This is a genomic window from Providencia sp. PROV182, assembly GCF_028480325.1.
Lineage (GTDB): Bacteria > Pseudomonadota > Gammaproteobacteria > Enterobacterales > Enterobacteriaceae > Providencia > Providencia hangzhouensis.
Genome location: NZ_JAMPOL010000019.1, coordinates 40,949 through 60,344, shown reverse-complemented (window position 1 = coordinate 60,344; position 19,396 = coordinate 40,949). Strand labels below are relative to the sequence as shown.

Sequence of the window (19,396 nt, the reverse complement as noted above, 5' to 3'; positions counted from 1 at the left end):
TTTAGGGGCGTAGTTCAATTGGTAGAGCACCGGTCTCCAAAACCGGGTGTTGGGAGTTCGAGTCTCTCCGCCCCTGCCAGTTACCAATTAAGTAATAATAAAAGAAGTATCTATTGATAACCCGATTAGTTTAATCGGGTTTTTCTTTATTCGTATGACTATAAATATAAAGTTATTTTTCCCTTCTGCTAATTTTCAATTTATTTTATCCCATTAACTATCCCACTGTTTTGTATCTCTTAATCGTATTCACTATTTAAATACACTGTGATGTTACGTTCTCCCAGCTACTTTTTATTTTCACCATCTTATATTTATTTTTCGTATCATCAGTGAGTTGTTACTTACGACTTTATACTTCTCAATGTATTCACAGGTTGAATAATATTTTGTTGTGCTCAATATTTAAGTTAGAAAAATGAGAGTATATATAAAGTTGGTAGTTTAATTTTTATTAAGCTCAAAAATTATCTTGCTGAAAAAGCAAAATATCATTGTATTGCTGTATGAATATTGGTCAGTTATCTGTTATTGATATATCTTATTAAAAAACAAAATGAAGTATCAATTAAGATTATTTTGCAGAGATCTATAGTTTGTTTATGGGATCATAGGAAGGTGAGTGGATTCGTTACTCACCTTCTTATTTTTTATTCACTTAACTGTGCATTTTTTATTGGAGTTTTAATCAATTGATTGATAAGAGCTTGCTGATCGTTTTTCTGGAGCCAAACTGCATACAAAGGTTTGTTTATTGAGGTTTCTGAGAGCGTTTTTAAGCCCGGATATTGATATACCCAATGAGCAGGTAAAAATGCCGCTGAAAGCGATACAGGAAGTAATTGGCGGGTAATATGGGCTGAGGTAGTGATCATAACAGGTGTGTCATCTTGAGTTAATGAAGGTTCATTTTTTGGATGGAAGTCAGCACCCCATTCAAGCCTTATAAAATTATATTTTGTGAGTGCAATATTTTTTTGGGAAGCCATGAGTTGTAAGTCAATCGTACCGATGATTGTACTTTCAAACTCATCCATTTTAGGTGGTTCAGTTGCGATTAATAAGTCTAATTCTCTAGAATGTAGTTGCTTAACAAGAGACTGGCGCGTTGAAACCCTAGCTTCGAGCCGCAGTTCATCATGTTGATTATAAAGTTCTTCTACCCAGTCAGTTAGATAACCTTCCCAAAGTGAAGCTGTTGCACCAATAGAAAGCTCTGTGTGTTGTGAGGCATGAGATATTTCTTTTTTAGCTTGCAGCCAGGTATTCATTAACGATTCAGCATATGGAACAAGCCTTTCTCCTGCAGCTGTTAACCGGATATTATTTCTATGCCGCGTAAATAGGCTTGTACCTAATTGTGTTTCTAATTGCCTAATACGGAAGCTAACCGCTGATTGCGTTAAATAGAGTGATTCTGCGGCTCGACCAAAGTGCCTAGTTTTACTGACCTCTAAAAAAGTTCTCAATAACTCGCTGTCCACATGCATCTCCAATTATTTTTGTCGTGATGATTTAAATGTTTTGTTTTACAGATTGTCAATGCTGTCTAATACTCCGCGCCATATAGAGTTTGACTGTAATAAGTTAGGAGTGTGTCAGATGGCAGATAGCTTCATCACGACTAATCGTTTTTTTGATAACAAACATTACCCACGTGGCTTTTCTCGTCATGGTGATTTCACCATTAAAGAAGCTCAGTTGCTAGAACGTCTCGGCCAAGCTTTTAATGAGCTTGATACAGGTAAGCGTGCACCTCAGACAGAAGAAGAAAGACTTTTCGTCGCTGTATGCCGTGGTGAACGTGAACCAGCTACCCCAGAAGAAAAAGTTTGGACAAAATATTCTAGCCGTATTAACCGTCCAAAACGCTTCCATACTTTATCTGGCGGTAAACCGCAGATAGACCCATCGGAAGACTACACTGATACAGATGATTAATATTATCATCGTATGATAAGAGGGACTTCGGTCCCTTTATTTCTACGGGATAATAAGTACTTATCTGTCCACTCTTCTCAGCTTACTTGTTTTTGCAAATGAAGCAATAACTTATCCATTGCTCGATACCCCAAAGCTTCTAATAAATCTGAACGTTCAATAGTTTCTGCGGCATTAAGGTCGGCGATTGTTCTAGCAACCCTTAAAATTCTGTGCCAAGCTCGAATGGAAAGACCTAGCTTATTTAATGCATGTTCTAAGAATAACGCATCTTTTGTTGTTAGCAGGCAAAATTGTGTGGTTTCTCTTGGTGTTAGTAAACTATTAATTTTTCCAGCTCGCCTAAGTTGCCTATTTCTGGCTTCGATGACTCTTTGTCTAACCTGTTCACTTGTTTCACCTTGGTTAGTTTGATTACTTAATGAACCGAGAGGTAACAATGGAATCTCTATTGAAAGATCAAATCGGTCAATAAAAGGCCCTGATATGCGTGAAAGATAACGTAGTATGCGAGTAGGAGCTGAGCGGCTCATTTCTCCTTGGTAATGGCCTGTTGGGCTAGGATTTAGGGCCGCAATTAGCTGGAAACTCGCAGGATAGCAAACTTTTGCTTTTGCTCGAGAAATGCTAATTTTTCTAGATTCTAGAGGTTCTCGTAAAGAATCTAATACCGAGCGGCTAAATTCGGGTAATTCATCTAAAAATAAAACACCATGGTGTGCAAGTGAGATCTCACCAGGTTTGGGAAGAGAGCCACCGCCAATTAAAGCGGAAATTGATGCACTATGGTGGGGCGCTCTAAAAGGCCTTATCGGCCAATTCATGTCTTCTCTTGTGTTTTCACTCAAGCTATGTAGTGAAGCAACTTCTAAGGCTTCCTGAGAAGTTAATGGGGGAAGTAAAGTCATTAGACGGCTTGCTAGCATAGTTTTTCCTGTCCCAGGAGGACCCAACAAGAGTAAATTATGTCCACCTGCAGCACAGATTTCTAATGCCCGTTTTCCATGTTCTTGGCCAATAATATCGTTGATATCACCTTCTTGCTTGGTTGGGATAGACGCTTGATGAACTTGTTGATTACAAACTAATGTGTGTTTGTTATGTAAAAAATGGCAGAGCTCTAATAAGGATGTCGTGAAATAAACGCTATTGTCTGGAAGTAGGCCTAGTTGGTATTGGTTCTCCGTTGATAGTATTAAAGAGCGCTGTTGTTTTAATGCTGATTGGGCCGCTGGAATAGCACTGTTGACATAGCGAACATCGCCAGACAAAGCAAGTTCGCCTAAAAATTCATACTGTTTTAATGGCTCGTGGGGGATTTGCCCTGATGATGCGAGTATGGCAATAGCGATGGCAAGGTCATACCGACCACTTTCTTTTGGTAAATCTGCTGGGGCTAAATTAACCGTCATTTTTTTAGCTGGATATTCAAACCCGCTATTTAGTAGAGCGCTTCGAACTCGATCTCTTGCTTCTTTTACTGCTGTTTCTGGTAGCCCAACAAGTGTTAAACCTGGAAGCCCATTACTAATATGTGCCTCAACAGTAACAAGAGGTGCTTCTAACCCAATTGATGCTCTAGTGTAAACAATTGCTAATGTCATAAGCCCTCCAATATTTTTTACAGAGTAATATTCTGCTGAAATTAGGTTTGTTTATCTTGAGTTGATAACATATTTGCGAAGCTGCTCGATAATTTAATTGCTTAGTTACTAGGCTGTTTCAATTTGCGTCGAGTAGCTTCGAGGACTTGTTATAACAGTGATTGCGTTAATTTTATAAAGAGTGGAAGCTATACTGAACTTGGATATTCATAAGAAAAAGTAATTAGTTTTTTGGCGTGAATCTTAATGGTATTGAATGGCTGGTGCGGATGATGTAGCTGATTATGCTATGTATTCTATTGAATTTTACTGAGAAACGGTAGTTTAAGTAGTTTATAATGCTGATTTGTTTATAACGATATGATTTTTAAATAATTTAATGTTTTGAAAATAAATAAATTAAATAAAAGTTGTCAAAACGATTTTAAAATGATAACTCTAAATAATAGATAATTAAGAATATTGAAAAAGTAAAACTCATGAACGCATTTATCCAAGCAGTTAGCCTAATTATTATTAGCGTGGTGGTGATTATTATCCCACCGTGCGGGGCTGCACTTGGACGACGAAGGCTAAAATAACAGCCAGATCTCACGAGAACCCCGCACCGAAAGGCGCGGGGTTTTTTTTGACATAAATGTTGATGAATGCAAACACACTAAATAAAACATAACAAATACAAATAGATAAAGTAGACGGACAGGAGATAAAGCATGAACGGAGCACAATGGTTAGTTCAAGCATTGCGAACACAGGGAGTTGATACCGTATTTGGGTATCCTGGTGGCGCAATTATGCCAGTTTATGACGCATTGTATGATGGCGGAGTTGAGCATTTGTTGTGTCGACATGAGCAAGGGGCTGTAATTGCTGCGATTGGATATGCACGTTCAACAGGGAAAACAGGGGTATGTATCGCAACATCGGGTCCTGGCGCAACAAATGTTATCACGGGATTGGCTGATGCATTGTTAGATTCCGTTCCTGTTGTCGCCATTACTGGGCAGGTTGCTTCTGAGTTTATTGGAACCGATGCCTTTCAAGAAATCGATGTTTTAGGGTTGTCCTTAGCTTGTACTAAGCACAGTTTTTTGGTTGAAGATATCGAGGATTTACCTCGCATTCTTGCTGAGGCTTTCGCAATCGCAAATAGTGGGCGTCCTGGTCCTGTACTGATTGATATTCCGAAAGATATTCAGCTACAACAAGCTGAGTTGTCTCCATTTTTAATGCCAGTAGAGCAAGAAGTCACTTCACCTTTATCTGAAATACAACAGGCAAGAATGCTATTAGAACAATCAGAAAAGCCTATGTTGTACGTTGGTGGCGGTGTTGGAATGTCTGGTGCCGTTAAAGAATTACGTGAATTTATTGAGTTTACAGGTGTTCCTTCAGTTGCAACGTTAAAAGGGCTTGGTGCCGTGAGCCCTTTAGATGAAAACTATTTAGGCATGTTAGGTATGCATGGTACTAAAGCAGCCAACATTTCAGTGCAACGCTGTGACTTACTCATCGCTGTTGGTGCTCGTTTTGATGATAGGGTAACAGGTAAGTTGAATACTTTTGCACCGAACGCCAAAGTGATTCATATCGATATAGACCACGTAGAATTAGACAAATTACGTCAAACACATGTTGCGTTACATGGTGATGCAAAAGTATTACTCCCTGAATTAATGCTTAAAAAATCAATTGCACCTTGGCAGCAGGAAGTTCAGCAACTTAAAAAAGAATTTGGTTGGCGTTATGACCACCCTGGTGAACCAATTTATGCGCCACTGTTATTGAAACAGCTGTCGGATAAAATGAAACCAAATACGGTTGTGACCACCGATGTAGGGCAACACCAAATGTGGTCAGCACAGCATATCACCGTTGATGGCCCTGAAAATTTCTTAACCTCTAGTGGGCTTGGCACCATGGGGTTTGGTATCCCTGCGGCAATTGGTGCACAGGTTGCTAGGCCTGAGGATACTGTAGTCTGTGTATCTGGGGATGGATCATTTATGATGAATGTCCAAGAGCTGGGAACCATCAAACGTAAGCAACTTCCTGTAAAAATCCTTTTGATCGATAATCAACGCTTAGGCATGGTTCGCCAATGGCAGGAACTGTTTTTTGAGCAGCGTTATAGTGAAACGATTTTGACGGATAACCCTGATTTTGTGGCATTAGCCAGTGCGTTTGGTATTAAAGGCCAACGAATTACTGATAAGTCAGAAGTTAATGCTGCATTAGATGAATTGCTGAATAGCGAAGGTGCCTATTTATTACAGGTATCAATTAATGAACTAGAAAATGTCTGGCCGTTGGTTCCACCTGGGGCTAGTAATGAAAAAATGATGGAGAAACCATTATGATGCAACATCAAATCTCGATATTGGCCCGTTTCCGTCCTGAGGTTTTAGAGCGTATATTAAGGGTCACTCGCCATCGTGGATTTCGTATTAATTCCATGAATATGGGGCAATCAACAGACGGCGACAATGTTAATATTGAACTCACTGTAAGTAGTCAAAGGCCATTAACTCAGCTTTGTGCACAGTTAACTAAGCTTTCAGACATTACAGAAGTTGAAGTACTACAACAAGAATCACGACTATTACGCACACAAAGTGCAATGTAAGGAATATACAAATGACTAAGAAAGCTGACTTTATTTGGTTTAACGGTGAAATGACGCCATGGGCTGATGCAAAGGTTCATGTTATGTCTCATGCTCTGCACTATGGTACATCGGTGTTTGAAGGCGTCCGTTGTTATGACTCACATAAAGGTCCTGTGGTCTTCCGCCACCGTGAGCATATGCAACGTTTGCATGATTCAGCGAAAATTTACCGTATGCCTGTCAGCTATAGCGTTGAAGAGTTAATGGAAGCTTGCCGTGCAACTTTGCGTAAAAATAACTTAGTCAGTGCGTATATTCGTCCACTAGTGTTTATTGGTGATGTTGGTATGGGCGTTAACCCACCAGACGGTTACAAAACCGATGTTATTTTAGCGGCGTTCCCATGGGGGGCGTATTTAGGTGAAGAAGCGTTAGACCAAGGTATTGATGCGATGGTGTCTTCTTGGAACCGTGTTGCACCAAACACCATTCCTACAGGGGCAAAAGCAGGTGGTAACTATTTATCTTCTCTACTAGTTGGTAGCGAAGCTCGTCGTCATGGTTACCAAGAAGGTATTGCATTAGATGTTCATGGGTATTTATCAGAAGGTGCGGGGGAAAATATTTTTGAGGTGAAAGACGGCATCCTGTATACACCTCCGTTCACATCCTCTGCATTACCGGGTATTACACGTGATGCAATTTTAACGTTAGCAAAAGATTTGGGTATTGAAGTTCGTGAGCAAACACTATCACGCGAATCTCTTTATCTTGCTGATGAAGTCTTTATGACAGGCACAGCTGCTGAAATTACGCCAGTACGTAGCGTTGATGGTATCCAAGTCGGCATTGGTCGTTGTGGCCCAGTAACCAAGCAAATTCAGCAAGCATTCTTTGGCTTATTTGATGGCACAACAGAAGATAAATGGGGCTGGTTAGATCCAGTAAACCCTTAATAATTAAATTGAAATAGATGTTACAGGCGGACGTTCCCCGCCTGTTTTAAACACGGGAGTTAAAGATATGCCTAAGTACCGTTCAGCAACAACAACTCATGGTCGTAATATGGCTGGGGCTCGTGCATTATGGCGTGCAACAGGCATGACCGATGCTGATTTTGGAAAGCCCATTATTGCTGTTGTTAACTCATTCACACAGTTTGTTCCAGGCCACGTACATTTACGTGATTTAGGCAAATTAGTTGCAGAGCAAATTGAAAATGCAGGTGGTGTTGCGAAAGAGTTTAATACAATCGCAGTTGACGATGGGATTGCCATGGGACATGGCGGAATGCTGTATTCCTTACCTTCCCGTGAATTAATTGCAGACTCGGTTGAATATATGGTAAACGCACACTGTGCGGATGCCATGGTGTGTATTTCAAACTGCGATAAAATCACGCCAGGCATGTTAATGGCGTCATTGCGCCTCAACATTCCGGTTATTTTTGTTTCGGGTGGCCCAATGGAAGCGGGTAAAACGAAGCTTTCAGACCAAATTATCAAGCTCGATTTGGTTGATGCCATGATCCAAGGGGCGAACCCAAATGTGAGCGATGCAGATAGCGAGCAAATAGAACGTTCAGCATGCCCAACGTGTGGCTCTTGCTCAGGAATGTTTACTGCAAACTCAATGAACTGCTTAACTGAGGCACTGGGGTTATCTCAACCAGGAAATGGCTCATTATTAGCGACTCATGCAGACCGCGAAACTTTATTTATCAATGCAGGTAAGCGCATTGTTGAATTAACTAAACGCTATTACGAACAAGATGATGAAAGTGCGTTACCACGCAATATCGCCAATAAATCTGCATTTGAAAATGCGATGACGTTGGATATTGCGATGGGTGGTTCAACTAACACAGTTCTGCATTTGCTTGCGGCGGCTCAGGAAGCCGAAATTGATTTCACCATGGATGATATCGACCGTTTATCACGTAAAGTTCCGCATTTGTGTAAGGTTGCACCGAGTACACAAAAATACCATATGGAAGATGTTCACCGTGCTGGTGGTGTTATTGGTATTTTAGGTGAACTGAGCCGTGCAGGTTTGTTGCAAGAAAACGTAACTAATATTTTAGGGCTAAGCTTCCAAGAAACATTAGCGCAATATGATGTGATGTTAACGAAGGACGAGTCTGTTAAATCGATGTTTTCCGCGGGCCCTGCTGGGATCCGTACGACAAAAGCCTTTTCACAGAATTGCCGCTGGCCATCATTGGATACTGACCGTGAGAATGGGTGTATCCGTAGTATTGAGCATGCGTATAGTTTGGATGGAGGGCTGGCTGTCCTGTCTGGAAATATTGCAGAAGATGGCTGTATTGTTAAAACCGCTGGAGTTGATGAAGGCAGCTTAACATTCCGTGGCCCAGCCAAAGTGTTTGAAAGCCAAGATGACGCAGTAGAAGCCATTCTGGGTGGCAAAGTCGTTGAAGGAGATGTGGTTGTTATTCGCTATGAAGGGCCAAAAGGTGGTCCAGGCATGCAAGAAATGCTTTATCCAACTTCATACCTCAAATCAATGGGATTAGGGAAAAGCTGCGCATTAATAACGGATGGCCGTTTTTCGGGTGGTAGTTCTGGCCTTTCTATCGGTCATATTTCGCCAGAAGCAGCGAGTGGTGGCTTATTAGCATTAGTTCAAGATGGCGATATTATTGATATTGATATTCCAAAAAGAACGATGGTGCTGGATGTGAGTGAAAGCGAATTGAATCAACGCCGTGAAGCTGAATTAGCTCGAGGCAATAAAGCTTACACCCCGCGTAATCGTCAGCGTGAGGTTTCTTTTGCTCTGCGTGCTTACGCTTCTTTGGCGACGAGCGCAGACAAAGGTGCTGTTCGTGACAAGTCGAAATTAGGGGGCTAATTGTGGCTGCAGCAAAACCATTACCGGCTGCCCCAATCGGAGCCGATTACTTAAAAGCGGCGCTAAGTGCGCCGGTTTATGAAGCTGCACAAGTAACGCCTCTTCAACAGATGGATAAAATATCTTCACGCTTGGGCAATACCATTTTAGTAAAGCGCGAAGATAGGCAGCCTGTACATAGCTTTAAGCTCCGTGGTGCTTACGCCATGATTGCGAGTTTAACCGAAGAGCAAAAAAGCAAAGGTGTGGTGACCGCTTCTGCAGGGAACCACGCTCAAGGCGTTGCATTATCGGCAAACCGTGTGGGTGTGAAAGCAAAAATCGTCATGCCAGTCGCAACAGCAGATATCAAAGTGGATGCAGTACGAAGCTTCGGTGGCGAAGCTATTTTACATGGCGCTAATTTTGATGAAGCGAAAGCGAAAGCCATTGCAATGGCAGAAGAGGATGGCTACACCTTCGTTCCACCTTTTGATCACCCTTCAGTCATTGCAGGTCAAGCTACGATAGCACTGGAACTATTGCAACAAGATGTTCATTTAGACCGAATTTTTATCCCAGTAGGTGGCGGTGGGTTAATTGCGGGCGTCGCTGTGATTATTAAGCAGTTAATGCCAGAGATTAAAATTATTGGTGTGGAGTCTGAAGATGCCGCCTGTCTAAAAGCAGCATTAGAGGCGGGACACCCTGTTGATTTACCCCGTGTTGGCTTGTTCGCAGAAGGTGTGGCAGTCAAACGTATTGGCGATGAAACCTTCAGATTGTGCCAGCAATATGTTGATGATGTTATCACTGTTGATAGTGATTCCATTTGTGCAGCATTGAAAGATATTTTTGAAGATGTTCGCGCGATAGCAGAGCCTTCAGGCGCTTTGGCATTGGCTGGATTGAAAAAATATGTACAGCAGCACAACATCAAAGGCGAACGTTTAGCACATATTTTGTCCGGTGCGAATATGAATTTCCACGGGCTGCGTTATGTTTCTGAGCGCTGTGAAATTGGTGAACAACGAGAAGCTTTGCTGGCAGTGACCATTCCTGAGCAAAAAGGGAGTTTCTTACGTTTTTGCCAGTTACTAGGCCATCGAGCCATTACGGAGTTTAACTATCGATATACGGATGCCGATCCTGACCGTGCTTGTATTTTTGTTGGGGTGCGTTTAAGTGGCCGTGATGGCGAGCGCTCGGAGATTATCCAAGAACTTAGAAGTAACGGCTATGAAGTCAATGATTTATCAGATGATGAAATGGCAAAACTTCATGTGCGTTATATGATTGGTGGTCGCCCATCAAAGCCATTAGATGAAAGATTGTATAGCTTTGAATTTCCAGAGTCTCCAGGTGCATTACTGAGATTCTTAGAAACACTCGGGACTCATTGGAATATTACGTTATTTCATTATCGCAGCCATGGTACAGATTATGGGCGAGTGCTGGCGGCGTTTGAACTGGCTGGGCCAGAAGTACGTTTTGATAGGCATCTTGATGCGTTAGGTTATGAATATCATGATGAAACAGGAAACCCGTCTTTCCGTTTTTTCTTAGCGCCGCAAGATAGCCAAAGAACCTTAGATTGAGTTGTCTGGGAGTAATTCCCAAAACGCTTTAATTAATGGTTCACTCAGGCGTTTGCTTAATAGGCAAACGCCGAGTTCAAAAGGTTCTACCATTGAAATATTATCGAGCTGTGAAATACGGCTGCGTACGGGTTCTGGGCTGTTATCAACGACCACACTAGGAATCAAGGCAATACCGCATCCCAAAGCCACCATTGACACAATTGCCTCATGGCCTGATACCGTCGCATAAATGACAGGGTTATTGATATTATGGCGACGGAACCAGAGTTCGATACGTTTACGAGATGGGCCGTGCTCAGGCAGGATAAAGGGGACGGTAGACCAATCAGGTTCCGCTTCTGTTACCATGCTTCGTACAGCACAGGGTAGTGATGGAGCAATCAAAACGAGAGGGATTTCGCCGATTTTTGCAAAACGGACGTTATCAGGTAAGCGCTCGGGTTTCCCGGCGATGCCAAGATCAGCTTCATGAGTTTCCACTTTTTCGACAGCATCCGCTGCGTCCCCTGTCGTGAGTTTAATTTCCACTAATGGGTGTAGCGCACGGAATTTATCTAAAACTTCGGGTAAATGACTATAAGCTGCTGTAACTGAGCAAAAAAGATGTAGTTCCCCACTGAGCGATGGACTTTGCTGGTTGAGAGCATGTTGCAGCTGTTGATATTGCAATAATGTTTGTTGGGCAAATTGCTTAAGGTGTTCCCCTGCTTGGGTCAATTTAACTGAGCGGTTATCTCGCACAAATAGTGGGTGACCAAGCTGTTCTTCGAGACGTTGTATTTGTCGAGACAACGTGGAAGGGCTGACATGCATCGCTTTAGATGTGCGCCCGAAGTGGCAACTTTGTGCTAAATGCAAAAAAAGCTTGAGATCGCGAATGTCCATTTTGCCCTCTAATTAACATAATTAATGGCGTTGCAGATATTGCAACATTGTATTGTTAATATATCAATTTAAGCAATGCGAAACATCGCATATAGTAAATCCATAAACGCTCAAAAATGAGCGACAGGCAGACTGCCTGACATAACGAACACAACAGAACAATGGAGTATGACAATGGCGAATTATTTTAACACATTGAATTTGCGTGAGCAGTTAGCTCAATTAGGCAAGTGCCGTTTTATGCAGCGCGAAGAGTTTGCAGATGAAGCAGGTTTTCTGAAAGGTAAAAAAATCGTCATAGTCGGTTGTGGAGCGCAAGGTTTAAACCAAGGCCTGAATATGCGTGATTCAGGTTTAGATATTGCTTATGCATTACGTGATGAAGCAATTGCAGAGAAACGTGCTTCATGGCGCAAAGCGACAGAAAATGGTTTCAAAGTTGGTACTTATGAAGAACTGATCCCTACCGCTGATTTGGTTATTAACTTAACGCCAGACAAGCAGCACTCAACCGTTGTTCGCGCTGTTCAGCCTATGATGAAACAAGGTGCAGCACTGGGTTATTCACATGGCTTCAACATTGTTGAAGTTGGCGAAGAAATTCGTAAAGATATTACTGTTGTGATGGTAGCGCCAAAATGCCCAGGTACTGAAGTTCGTGAAGAATACAAGCGTGGTTTTGGTGTTCCAACGCTGATTGCAGTACACCCAGAAAATGACCCGAAAGGTGAGGGTATGGCGATTGCCAAAGCGTGGGCAGCAGCGACTGGTGGCCACCGTGCAGGTGTTCTGGAATCCTCATTTGTTGCAGAAGTTAAGTCTGACCTGATGGGCGAGCAAACGATTCTGTGTGGAATGCTGCAAGCGGGTGCATTACTGAGTTACGACAAAATGGTCGCAGACGGTGTTGAGCCAGGCTACGCAGGAAAATTAATTCAGTTTGGCTGGGAAACTATCACCGAAGCACTGAAACAAGGCGGTATCACGCTGATGATGGACCGTTTGTCTAACCCTGCAAAAATTCGTGCTTATGCATTATCTGAACAACTGAAAACCATTATGGCGCCATTGTTCCAAAAACATATGGATGACATCATTTCAGGTGAATTTTCTGCAACCATGATGGCAGACTGGGCAAATGATGATAAAAACTTGCTGACATGGCGTGAAGAGACAGGCAAAACAGCATTTGAAAATTACCCTGAATATGAAGGGAAAATCGCAGAACAAGAGTATTTTGACCACGGTGTTCTGTTAGTTGCAATGGTTAAAGCAGGCGTTGAGTTAGCGTTCGATACGATGTTAGAAGCGGGTATCTTAGAAGAATCGGCTTACTATGAATCACTGCATGAATTACCACTGATTGCGAACACCATTGCTCGTAAACGTTTATATGAAATGAACGTGGTTATCTCTGATACTGCAGAGTATGGTAACTATCTGTTCTCATTCGCAGTTGTGCCAATGCTGAAGGATTTCATGACGAAATTACAAGCAGGGGATTTAGCGAAACCAGTTGCCGATAATGGCACTGATAACGCACAGTTACGTGATATCAATGAAGCTATCCGTAACCATCCGATTGAGAAAATCGGTAAGACGTTACGTGGTTATATGACGGATATGAAGAAGATTGCGGTCGGCTAACTCATTATCCTTCCCCTTTCACGCTCTAGGGGTGTCAGCTTCTTAAGATTACCCAAGTCACATACTTTAGTATGCTCCTTGGGATAATCTTATTTGCTTCCTACCTAGAACGCGAAATGCTTTGGATAATCACCATGTTTTCTCTTGCAATAGTGTAGAAAAAAGCATTGATGTTATAAAAGAAAAAGAACAAAACCACATTATTCGGATGGATGATGTGGTTTTTTGTTTTTTATAAATAGAGAAGATCGTTGCTCAAGAGTTGGGTCGGTTTCTGCTACAATCTGTAGCGAATTCCTTTTTGAATAACTGAGTGATGTAGATAAGCCATGCGATTGAATCCTAGCCAACAGCAGGCAGTTGAATTTGTCGATGGCCCGTGCCTTGTATTGGCGGGGGCGGGGTCAGGCAAAACACGTGTTATTACCAATAAAATTGCGCATTTAATTCGCCAATGCGGTTATCAGCCTCGGCAAATTGCAGCGGTGACTTTCACCAATAAAGCGGCGCGGGAAATGAAAGAGCGCGTGGCACAAACCTTGGGTAAAAAAGAAGCGCGTGGTTTGATCATATCCACCTTCCATACATTAGGCTTGGAAATTATTAAGCGTGAATATAAAGCGCTGGGTATTAAAGCCAACTTTTCGCTATTTGACGACCAAGACCAGATGGCATTGTTGAAAGAACTCACTTTTGACTTACTAGAAGAAGATAAAGACTTACTCAAACAATTGATCTCAGCGATCTCTAATTGGAAAAATGATCTTATCTCGCCACAACAAGTTATAGGCCAAGCACGGAGTGAGAAAGAGCATCACTTTGCCGAGTGTTATCGCCGCTATGAACTTCATCTGAAAAGTTGCAATGTGTTGGATTTTGATGACTTAATCAGCAAACCTACCATGTTGTTATATCAAAATGAAGAAGTTCGTGAACGCTGGCAGCAAAAAATTCGCTACTTGCTGGTGGATGAATATCAAGATACCAATACGAGCCAATATCAGTTGGTTAAATTGCTTGTGGGGCAGCGAGCAAGGTTTACGGTTGTGGGTGATGACGACCAGTCAATCTATTCATGGCGTGGCGCAAGGCCACAAAACTTGGTTTTATTGAATCAGGACTTCCCTAAGTTAAATGTCATTAAGCTTGAGCAAAATTACCGTTCATCTGAACGAATTTTAAAGGCTGCAAATATTTTAATTGCCAATAACCCTCATGTATTTGAAAAAAAATTATTTTCTGAATTGGGATATGGAGCGCCACTTCGGGTTCTTACGGCAAACAATGAAGACCATGAAGCTGAAAGAGTGATTGGGGAGCTTATTGCACACCATTTTATTAATAAGACGGAATATAAAGATTACGCCATTTTGTATCGCGGTAATCATCAATCGCGTATTTTTGAAAAAATGTTGATGCAAAATCGTATTCCGTATCGCATTTCGGGGGGGACTTCGTTTTTCTCCCGCCCTGAAATTAAAGACTTATTAGCTTATTTGCGAGTATTGACGAACCCTGAAGATGACAGTGCTTTTTTACGCATAGTAAATACTCCACGACGAGAGATTGGTCCTAAAACTATCCAAAAACTTGGGGAATGGGCAAACCAGCGAGGGAAAAGCTTATATCAGGCCAGCTTTGATCTAGGGCTTGAACAAATTTTAAAAGGCAAAGGATTAGAAGCATTACAGCGTTTCACTCATTGGATGGACAGTATTGTTCGAACGTCGGAACGTGAACCTTTAATTGCGGTGCGTGATTTACTGCGCGAAATGGATTATGAAAGCTGGTTATATGAAACGTCGACCAGTACTAAAGCTGCTGAAATGCGAATGAAAAACGTCAACCAATTGTTCACATGGATGAGTGAAATGGTGGAAGGTGATGATCTCAATGACCCAATGACATTGAGCCAAGTGGTTACACGCTTTACGCTGCGCGATATGATGGAGCGTGGTGAGGATGATGAAGAATCAGACCAAGTTCAACTCATGACGTTGCATGCGTCTAAAGGCCTTGAATTTCCTTATGTTTTTTTGGTCGGTATGGAAGAAGGGCTGCTGCCACATCAAAGCAGTATTGATGAAAATAATATTGATGAAGAACGCCGTTTAGCTTATGTAGGGATCACAAGAGCGCAAAGAGAGTTATTCTTTTCTCATTGTCGTGAGCGTCGTCAATATGGTGAATTGATCCGTCCCGAATTAAGCCGTTTTCTCCTTGAATTGCCACAAGATGATTTACAATGGGAGCAACAGCGTAAAGTGGTTAGTGCGCAGGAGCGTATGCAGAAAGGGCAATCAGCTTTAGCCGATATTAAAGCGCGTTTAGGGCTAAATAAAAAAAGTGAGTAACCACAACTAATTGAATTTCCACACTAGAGTAGACCTAGTGTGGAATATATTATCAATTTGAACTATTACGTTCTTCCAACTCTAAAATCCAATTCACATAGCCCTGCCATTGAACTTCTTGCTGTAAATTTTCCGCTCGTAGAGGGTGAGCAGATAACCAACGATAAGGCAGTGTAATGGTTAGCCTTTGTGCATTCACATTAAGTCTTAGTGCAGGCAAGGTATCATCCCGTCTGCGGCTCGCAAAAATAATGGCGAGGCGGAGTAAACGACATAAATCATATGCATGCTGCATGGGTAGCGCGTTTTGTTGGCTTAATGGTGTTAAATCGACAGGGCCTTGCTGATTTTTCAATAATGCAGCAAGTAACCGTTTTTGAGCTGGAGTGAAGCCAGGTAAATCAAGGTGTGTTATGAGGTAGCTCGCGTGCTCGGGGCCTTTACGGAAATCGACACTCAAGCCGATTTCATGTAAGGCGCATGCACTCGATAGTAAATCACGACAGCGTGTATCTAAGCCCCAATCTTTCGCGACTTGTAAATAAAAATATTCTGCAAGTTGACGGACTCGGCCAGCTTGTTCGATATCGACTTGGAAGCGCCGTTGAATATTGCGAACGGTACGAGCGCGAATATCCTGCTCAATAGGAAGCTGTAACATACCATAGACAAGCCCTTCACGAAGTGCTCCGCCAGCAAGTGTCATGTTATCAATGTCTAATGCTTCAAAGATAGCAATCAAAATAGACAAGCCGCTTGGAAAAACAAGGGCACGTTCGAAGGTTAAGCCGTCAATTTCAAGCTCTTCAAGTTTTTGGCATTGAATGGCTTTGCGCTTAAGCTGTTGTAACTTAGAAAGGGTGATCAGTTCATCCATGCCTTGGGCAATCATGATTTCCTGAATGGCTTGTACAGTACCGGATGCTCCAACACATATTTTCCACCCATGTGTCTTGAGTGACTCTGCAATAGGGGCGATGACATTATGTGCAGCGGCTTGAGCCGCTGAGAAGTTTTCTTCGGTTAAACTTCTATCGCCAAAGTAGCGTTCAAGCCAAGTCACACAACCCATTTCAAGACTATAGAGTTGCTCCGCTTTTGCGCCAGTACCTGTAACAAGTTCAGTACTTCCCCCACCAATATCAACCACTAAGCGTTGATCTGGCCCACCAGTTGTATGTGCAACACCTTGATAAATTAAGCGAGCTTCTTCTTCCCCTTGAATAACTTTTACAGGGTTTCCTAAAATTTGACTGGCTTTTTCGATGAAAACATCGGCATTTTTAGCTAAACGCAAAGTCGCAGTCGCGACAACACGAATTTGTGTATTCGGAATATCTTGTAAGTGTTCCGAAAACAGGCGTAAACATTGCCAGCCTCGCTCCATTGCTTGCTTAGAAAGCAGGTTATTGTTATCTAACCCTGCAGCAAGACGAACTTTGCGTTTAACCCTAGAGATCACCTGAATGCTACCAGCGGTTTCACGTACGACTAGCATATGAAAACTGTTTGAGCCTAAATCGATGGCGGCATAAAGAGAAGAAGATTTCAGCATATCGTTTTTACTCAGCCTGGACGTTTATGGTTGTTACGTGGGCCATTGTGGCGACGCTGCGAATTTGAATTACGGCGCTGGCCTCCAGGACGTGGGCGATGACGGCGTTTTGGTGCCGGTAAATCGCTCAATAATGCATCACTGTTATACTTACTAACAGGAATTGAGTGTTGAATATATTCTTCAATAGCAGGGAGGTTAAGTGAATATTCTTCACAGGCTAAGCTAATTGAGTTTCCACTTTCACCAGCACGACCAGTACGACCAATACGGTGTACGTAATCTTCACAGTCATCAGGTAAGTCGTAATTAAATACATGAGTAACTGATGGAATATGTAAACCACGAGCTGCAACATCAGTTGCCACTAAAATATCTAAATGGCCTTGTGTGAATTGCTCTAATATACGCAGTCGTTTTTTTTGTGCGACATCGCCGGTCAACAAACCTACACGATGACCATCGGCAGCTAAATGCGCCCAAATATCATCACAACGGTGTTTTGTATTGGCGAAAATAATACAACGCTCTGGCCACTCTTCTTCAAGAAGCGTTTGGAGTAAGCGCATTTTTTCTTCATTAGAAGGGTAAAATAACTCTTCTTTGATACGATGACCTGTTTTTTGTAAAGGTTCGACCTCAACATATTCAGGGTTATTCATTTGCTCGAAAGCTAATTCTCTTACTCGGTAAGATAAAGTTGCAGAAAACAGCAAATTAAGCCTTTCTGCAGCACCTGGCATACGACGGAAAATCCAGCGAATATCTTTAATAAAACCAAGGTCATACATGCGGTCGGCTTCATCAAGTACCACAACTTGAACTGCACTTAAGTCGACATGGCCTTGTTTCGCGTAGTCGATTAAACGGCCTGTTGTACCAATAAGGATATCAACACCGTTTTGTAAAACCTTAAGCTGCTCATCATAGCCGTCACCACCGTAGGCTAGCCCCATTTTCAGGCCAGTATACTCAGCTAGCTCTTTAGCATCCGAATAAATTTGTACCGCGAGTTCGCGTGTCGGTGCCATAATCAGCGCACGAGGCTGATTCGCTTTTTTACCCTCAATAGCGGGGTGAGTTAATAAATAATGGAATGTAGACGTTAAAAAAGCTAACGTTTTACCTGTACCAGTTTGCGCTTGACCCGCCACGTCTTTGCCTTCGACAGTAAAAGGCAAGGTGGACGCCTGTATAGGCGTGCAAAAATTGAAGCCTTTTTTATTCAGAGCTTCAATGACTTTAGGGTGCAATGCGAAGTCGGAAAACTTCTTTTCTGTCAAGTGTGCTTTACTCATAGTATGTTAGAATATCAGTTAACGGTTGGTTTACGAAAGTGTATCTTTTGAAATAAAGCATACTGCTGCCAATAATGTTACACTAAGTCTGCAAAAGATGATCCTTTGGAGTACAACATGAGCGATAAAATTATACATATAACTGATGCAAGTTTTGCAACTGAAGTTCTGAACGCAAGTTCACCTGTTCTCGTCGATTTTTGGGCAGCATGGTGTGGTCCTTGTAAAATGATCGCGCCTATTCTTGATGAAGTTGCTGAAGAATATACAGGCAAACTGACCATCGCAAAACTGAATATTGATGAAAACCCTGCTACCGCTCCAAAATATGGAATCCGTGGTATCCCGACCTTGCTTTTATTCAAAAATGGTGAAGTCGCAGCAACGAAAGTTGGGGCATTATCAAAAACGCAACTGAAAGAATTTTTAGACGAAAATCTGTAAGTTATCGTTATATGTAAGCTAAAACGTTTAGCGGTATATCTATTTTATCTAGAGAGCCGCTAGACGTCTTCACTTAAGCATGATAAGTTATCGTCATTCCTCGTATAGCACCCATATGAATTACCTTGTATTCCATTGCTCTTATCTTACATATCTAGCTTGTTAGTTCAGTATTGTGATGATTGTTATTGATCAAAAAACTGATGGCGTAATGATTTTAAATATGAAAATTGAAAGTTTAGACATTGAGTTATAGCAGTATTCAATATCTTCGGTTTCAATGCATCTCTCATATGAATTAAAGATAGCGCATAAGCGAACGCAATGAAATTCAATATTTTTATATCATAGGGATATAAAAACGAAGTGGGACAGGTTTGTCTTTAGCAATTATGTGTTTTTTAATGCTAATCTGACATTAAATTTGCGATATTGGGATGGATGTTGTCCTAAATGTACAAAAAACTATTGCTAATATTGTGTGTGTTTCTAATAATATGTCACACATCATCAAGATGAGTTGCAGTCAAATGTTAGAGCAATCTTAGTAATGGCTAGCACAAGATTTTTTTGCATTGTTGTTTGCTTTTGGTAAAAATTAGTGAG

The 19,396-nt window shown here is 41.8% G+C and carries 15 protein-coding genes and 1 tRNA gene; 11 read left to right on the top strand and 5 right to left on the bottom strand.

The annotated features are described in order from the left end of the window. Positions 1-3 precede the first annotated feature (3 nt). Positions 4-79 (top strand) — tRNA-Trp (locus PR834_RS15665). A 571-nt stretch (positions 80-650) separates the two neighbouring features. Here the strand turns inward: PR834_RS15665 and hdfR are convergent. Further along, a complete protein-coding gene (gene hdfR / locus PR834_RS15660; RefSeq protein WP_004906133.1) occupies positions 651-1,490 on the bottom strand; it encodes an HTH-type transcriptional regulator HdfR in 840 nt (279 codons plus the stop codon). A 112-nt stretch (positions 1,491-1,602) separates the two neighbouring features. Here hdfR and PR834_RS15655 point away from each other — a divergent pair, with 112 nt between their 5' ends. Then, positions 1,603-1,941, top strand: coding sequence for a DUF413 domain-containing protein (locus PR834_RS15655; protein ID WP_272536768.1), 339 nt, complete (start codon positions 1,603-1,605; stop codon positions 1,939-1,941). Between the two features lie 77 nt (positions 1,942-2,018). Here the strand turns inward: PR834_RS15655 and PR834_RS15650 are convergent, their stop codons facing one another. Beyond that, positions 2,019-3,545 (bottom strand): YifB family Mg chelatase-like AAA ATPase, encoded by a 1,527-nt coding sequence (locus PR834_RS15650; RefSeq protein ID WP_272536767.1) that lies wholly within the window; start codon positions 3,543-3,545, stop codon positions 2,019-2,021. A 479-nt stretch (positions 3,546-4,024) separates the two neighbouring features. Between PR834_RS15650 and ilvL the strand changes: the two genes are divergently transcribed. The 6 genes from ilvL to ilvA all read left to right on the top strand — a co-directional run bounded on the left by ilvL (position 4,025) and on the right by ilvA (position 10,604). After that, positions 4,025-4,126 (top strand): ilv operon leader peptide, encoded by a 102-nt coding sequence (ilvL, locus tag PR834_RS15645; RefSeq protein WP_071524553.1) that lies wholly within the window; start codon positions 4,025-4,027, stop codon positions 4,124-4,126. Between the two features lie 132 nt (positions 4,127-4,258). Continuing rightward, positions 4,259-5,905 carry an acetolactate synthase 2 catalytic subunit gene (gene ilvG / locus PR834_RS15640; protein WP_004906130.1) on the top strand — a complete coding sequence of 549 codons (1,647 nt, stop codon included), beginning with the start codon at positions 4,259-4,261 and terminating at the stop codon, positions 5,903-5,905. Continuing rightward, positions 5,902-6,171, top strand: a complete 270-nt coding sequence (gene ilvM, locus PR834_RS15635; protein WP_004906129.1) for an acetolactate synthase 2 small subunit — start codon at positions 5,902-5,904, stop codon at positions 6,169-6,171. Before ilvG ends, ilvM begins: the two co-directional genes overlap by 4 nt. 11 nt (positions 6,172-6,182) lie before the next feature. Beyond that, on the top strand, positions 6,183-7,109 hold the full coding sequence (locus tag PR834_RS15630; RefSeq protein WP_004906127.1) for a branched-chain amino acid transaminase: 927 nt from the start codon (positions 6,183-6,185) through the stop codon (positions 7,107-7,109). Positions 7,110-7,176: 67 nt separating this feature from the next. After that, positions 7,177-9,027 (top strand): dihydroxy-acid dehydratase, encoded by a 1,851-nt coding sequence (gene ilvD, locus PR834_RS15625; protein WP_036958820.1) that lies wholly within the window; start codon positions 7,177-7,179, stop codon positions 9,025-9,027. Between the two features lie 2 nt (positions 9,028-9,029). Next, a complete protein-coding gene (ilvA, locus tag PR834_RS15620) occupies positions 9,030-10,604 on the top strand; it encodes a threonine ammonia-lyase, biosynthetic (RefSeq protein WP_272536766.1) in 1,575 nt (524 codons plus the stop codon). Here the strand turns inward: ilvA and ilvY are convergent. After that, on the bottom strand, positions 10,596-11,492 hold the full coding sequence (gene ilvY, locus PR834_RS15615; protein WP_004906122.1) for an HTH-type transcriptional activator IlvY: 897 nt from the start codon (positions 11,490-11,492) through the stop codon (positions 10,596-10,598). The two genes, ilvA and ilvY, sit on opposite strands and share 9 nt — an antisense overlap. Positions 11,493-11,666: 174 nt before the next feature. Between ilvY and ilvC the strand changes: the two genes are divergently transcribed. Both ilvC and rep read left to right on the top strand, forming a co-directional pair. Then, positions 11,667-13,139 (top strand): ketol-acid reductoisomerase, encoded by a 1,473-nt coding sequence (ilvC, locus tag PR834_RS15610; protein ID WP_036958818.1) that lies wholly within the window; start codon positions 11,667-11,669, stop codon positions 13,137-13,139. 329 nt (positions 13,140-13,468) lie between these two features. Beyond that, complete coding sequence (rep, locus tag PR834_RS15605; RefSeq protein WP_094962448.1) at positions 13,469-15,493, top strand: DNA helicase Rep; 2,025 nt, start codon at positions 13,469-13,471, stop codon at positions 15,491-15,493. 52 nt (positions 15,494-15,545) lie between these two features. Here the strand turns inward: rep and gppA are convergent, their stop codons facing one another. Continuing rightward, entirely contained in the window at positions 15,546-17,048 is a 1,503-nt protein-coding gene (gene gppA, locus PR834_RS15600) for a guanosine-5'-triphosphate,3'-diphosphate diphosphatase (protein WP_112308140.1), read from the bottom strand. A gap of 11 nt (positions 17,049-17,059) precedes the next feature. After that, on the bottom strand, positions 17,060-18,346 hold the full coding sequence (gene rhlB, locus PR834_RS15595) for an ATP-dependent RNA helicase RhlB (protein ID WP_004906115.1): 1,287 nt from the start codon (positions 18,344-18,346) through the stop codon (positions 17,060-17,062). Positions 18,347-18,463: 117 nt separating this feature from the next. Here rhlB and trxA point away from each other — a divergent pair, with 117 nt between their 5' ends. Beyond that, positions 18,464-18,790, top strand: coding sequence for a thioredoxin TrxA (trxA, locus tag PR834_RS15590; RefSeq protein ID WP_004906112.1), 327 nt, complete (start codon positions 18,464-18,466; stop codon positions 18,788-18,790). Positions 18,791-19,396: the final 606 nt, after the last annotated feature.

Bases quoted from the DNA above. Each gene is read 5' to 3' on its own strand.
- hdfR (WP_004906133.1), bottom strand. From the start codon at position 1,490: ATGCATGTGGACAGCGAGTTATTGAGAACTTTTTTAGAGGTCAGTAAA.
- PR834_RS15655 (WP_272536768.1), top strand. From the start codon at position 1,603: ATGGCAGATAGCTTCATCACGACTAATCGTTTTTTTGATAACAAACAT.
- PR834_RS15650 (WP_272536767.1), bottom strand. From the start codon at position 3,545: ATGACATTAGCAATTGTTTACACTAGAGCATCAATTGGGTTAGAAGCA.
- ilvL (WP_071524553.1), top strand. From the start codon at position 4,025: ATGAACGCATTTATCCAAGCAGTTAGCCTAATTATTATTAGCGTGGTG.
- ilvG (WP_004906130.1), top strand. From the start codon at position 4,259: ATGAACGGAGCACAATGGTTAGTTCAAGCATTGCGAACACAGGGAGTT.
- ilvM (WP_004906129.1), top strand. From the start codon at position 5,902: ATGATGCAACATCAAATCTCGATATTGGCCCGTTTCCGTCCTGAGGTT.
- PR834_RS15630 (WP_004906127.1), top strand. From the start codon at position 6,183: ATGACTAAGAAAGCTGACTTTATTTGGTTTAACGGTGAAATGACGCCA.
- ilvD (WP_036958820.1), top strand. From the start codon at position 7,177: ATGCCTAAGTACCGTTCAGCAACAACAACTCATGGTCGTAATATGGCT.
- ilvY (WP_004906122.1), bottom strand. From the start codon at position 11,492: ATGGACATTCGCGATCTCAAGCTTTTTTTGCATTTAGCACAAAGTTGC.
- ilvC (WP_036958818.1), top strand. From the start codon at position 11,667: ATGGCGAATTATTTTAACACATTGAATTTGCGTGAGCAGTTAGCTCAA.
- rep (WP_094962448.1), top strand. From the start codon at position 13,469: ATGCGATTGAATCCTAGCCAACAGCAGGCAGTTGAATTTGTCGATGGC.
- gppA (WP_112308140.1), bottom strand. From the start codon at position 17,048: ATGCTGAAATCTTCTTCTCTTTATGCCGCCATCGATTTAGGCTCAAAC.
- rhlB (WP_004906115.1), bottom strand. From the start codon at position 18,346: ATGAGTAAAGCACACTTGACAGAAAAGAAGTTTTCCGACTTCGCATTG.
- trxA (WP_004906112.1), top strand. From the start codon at position 18,464: ATGAGCGATAAAATTATACATATAACTGATGCAAGTTTTGCAACTGAA.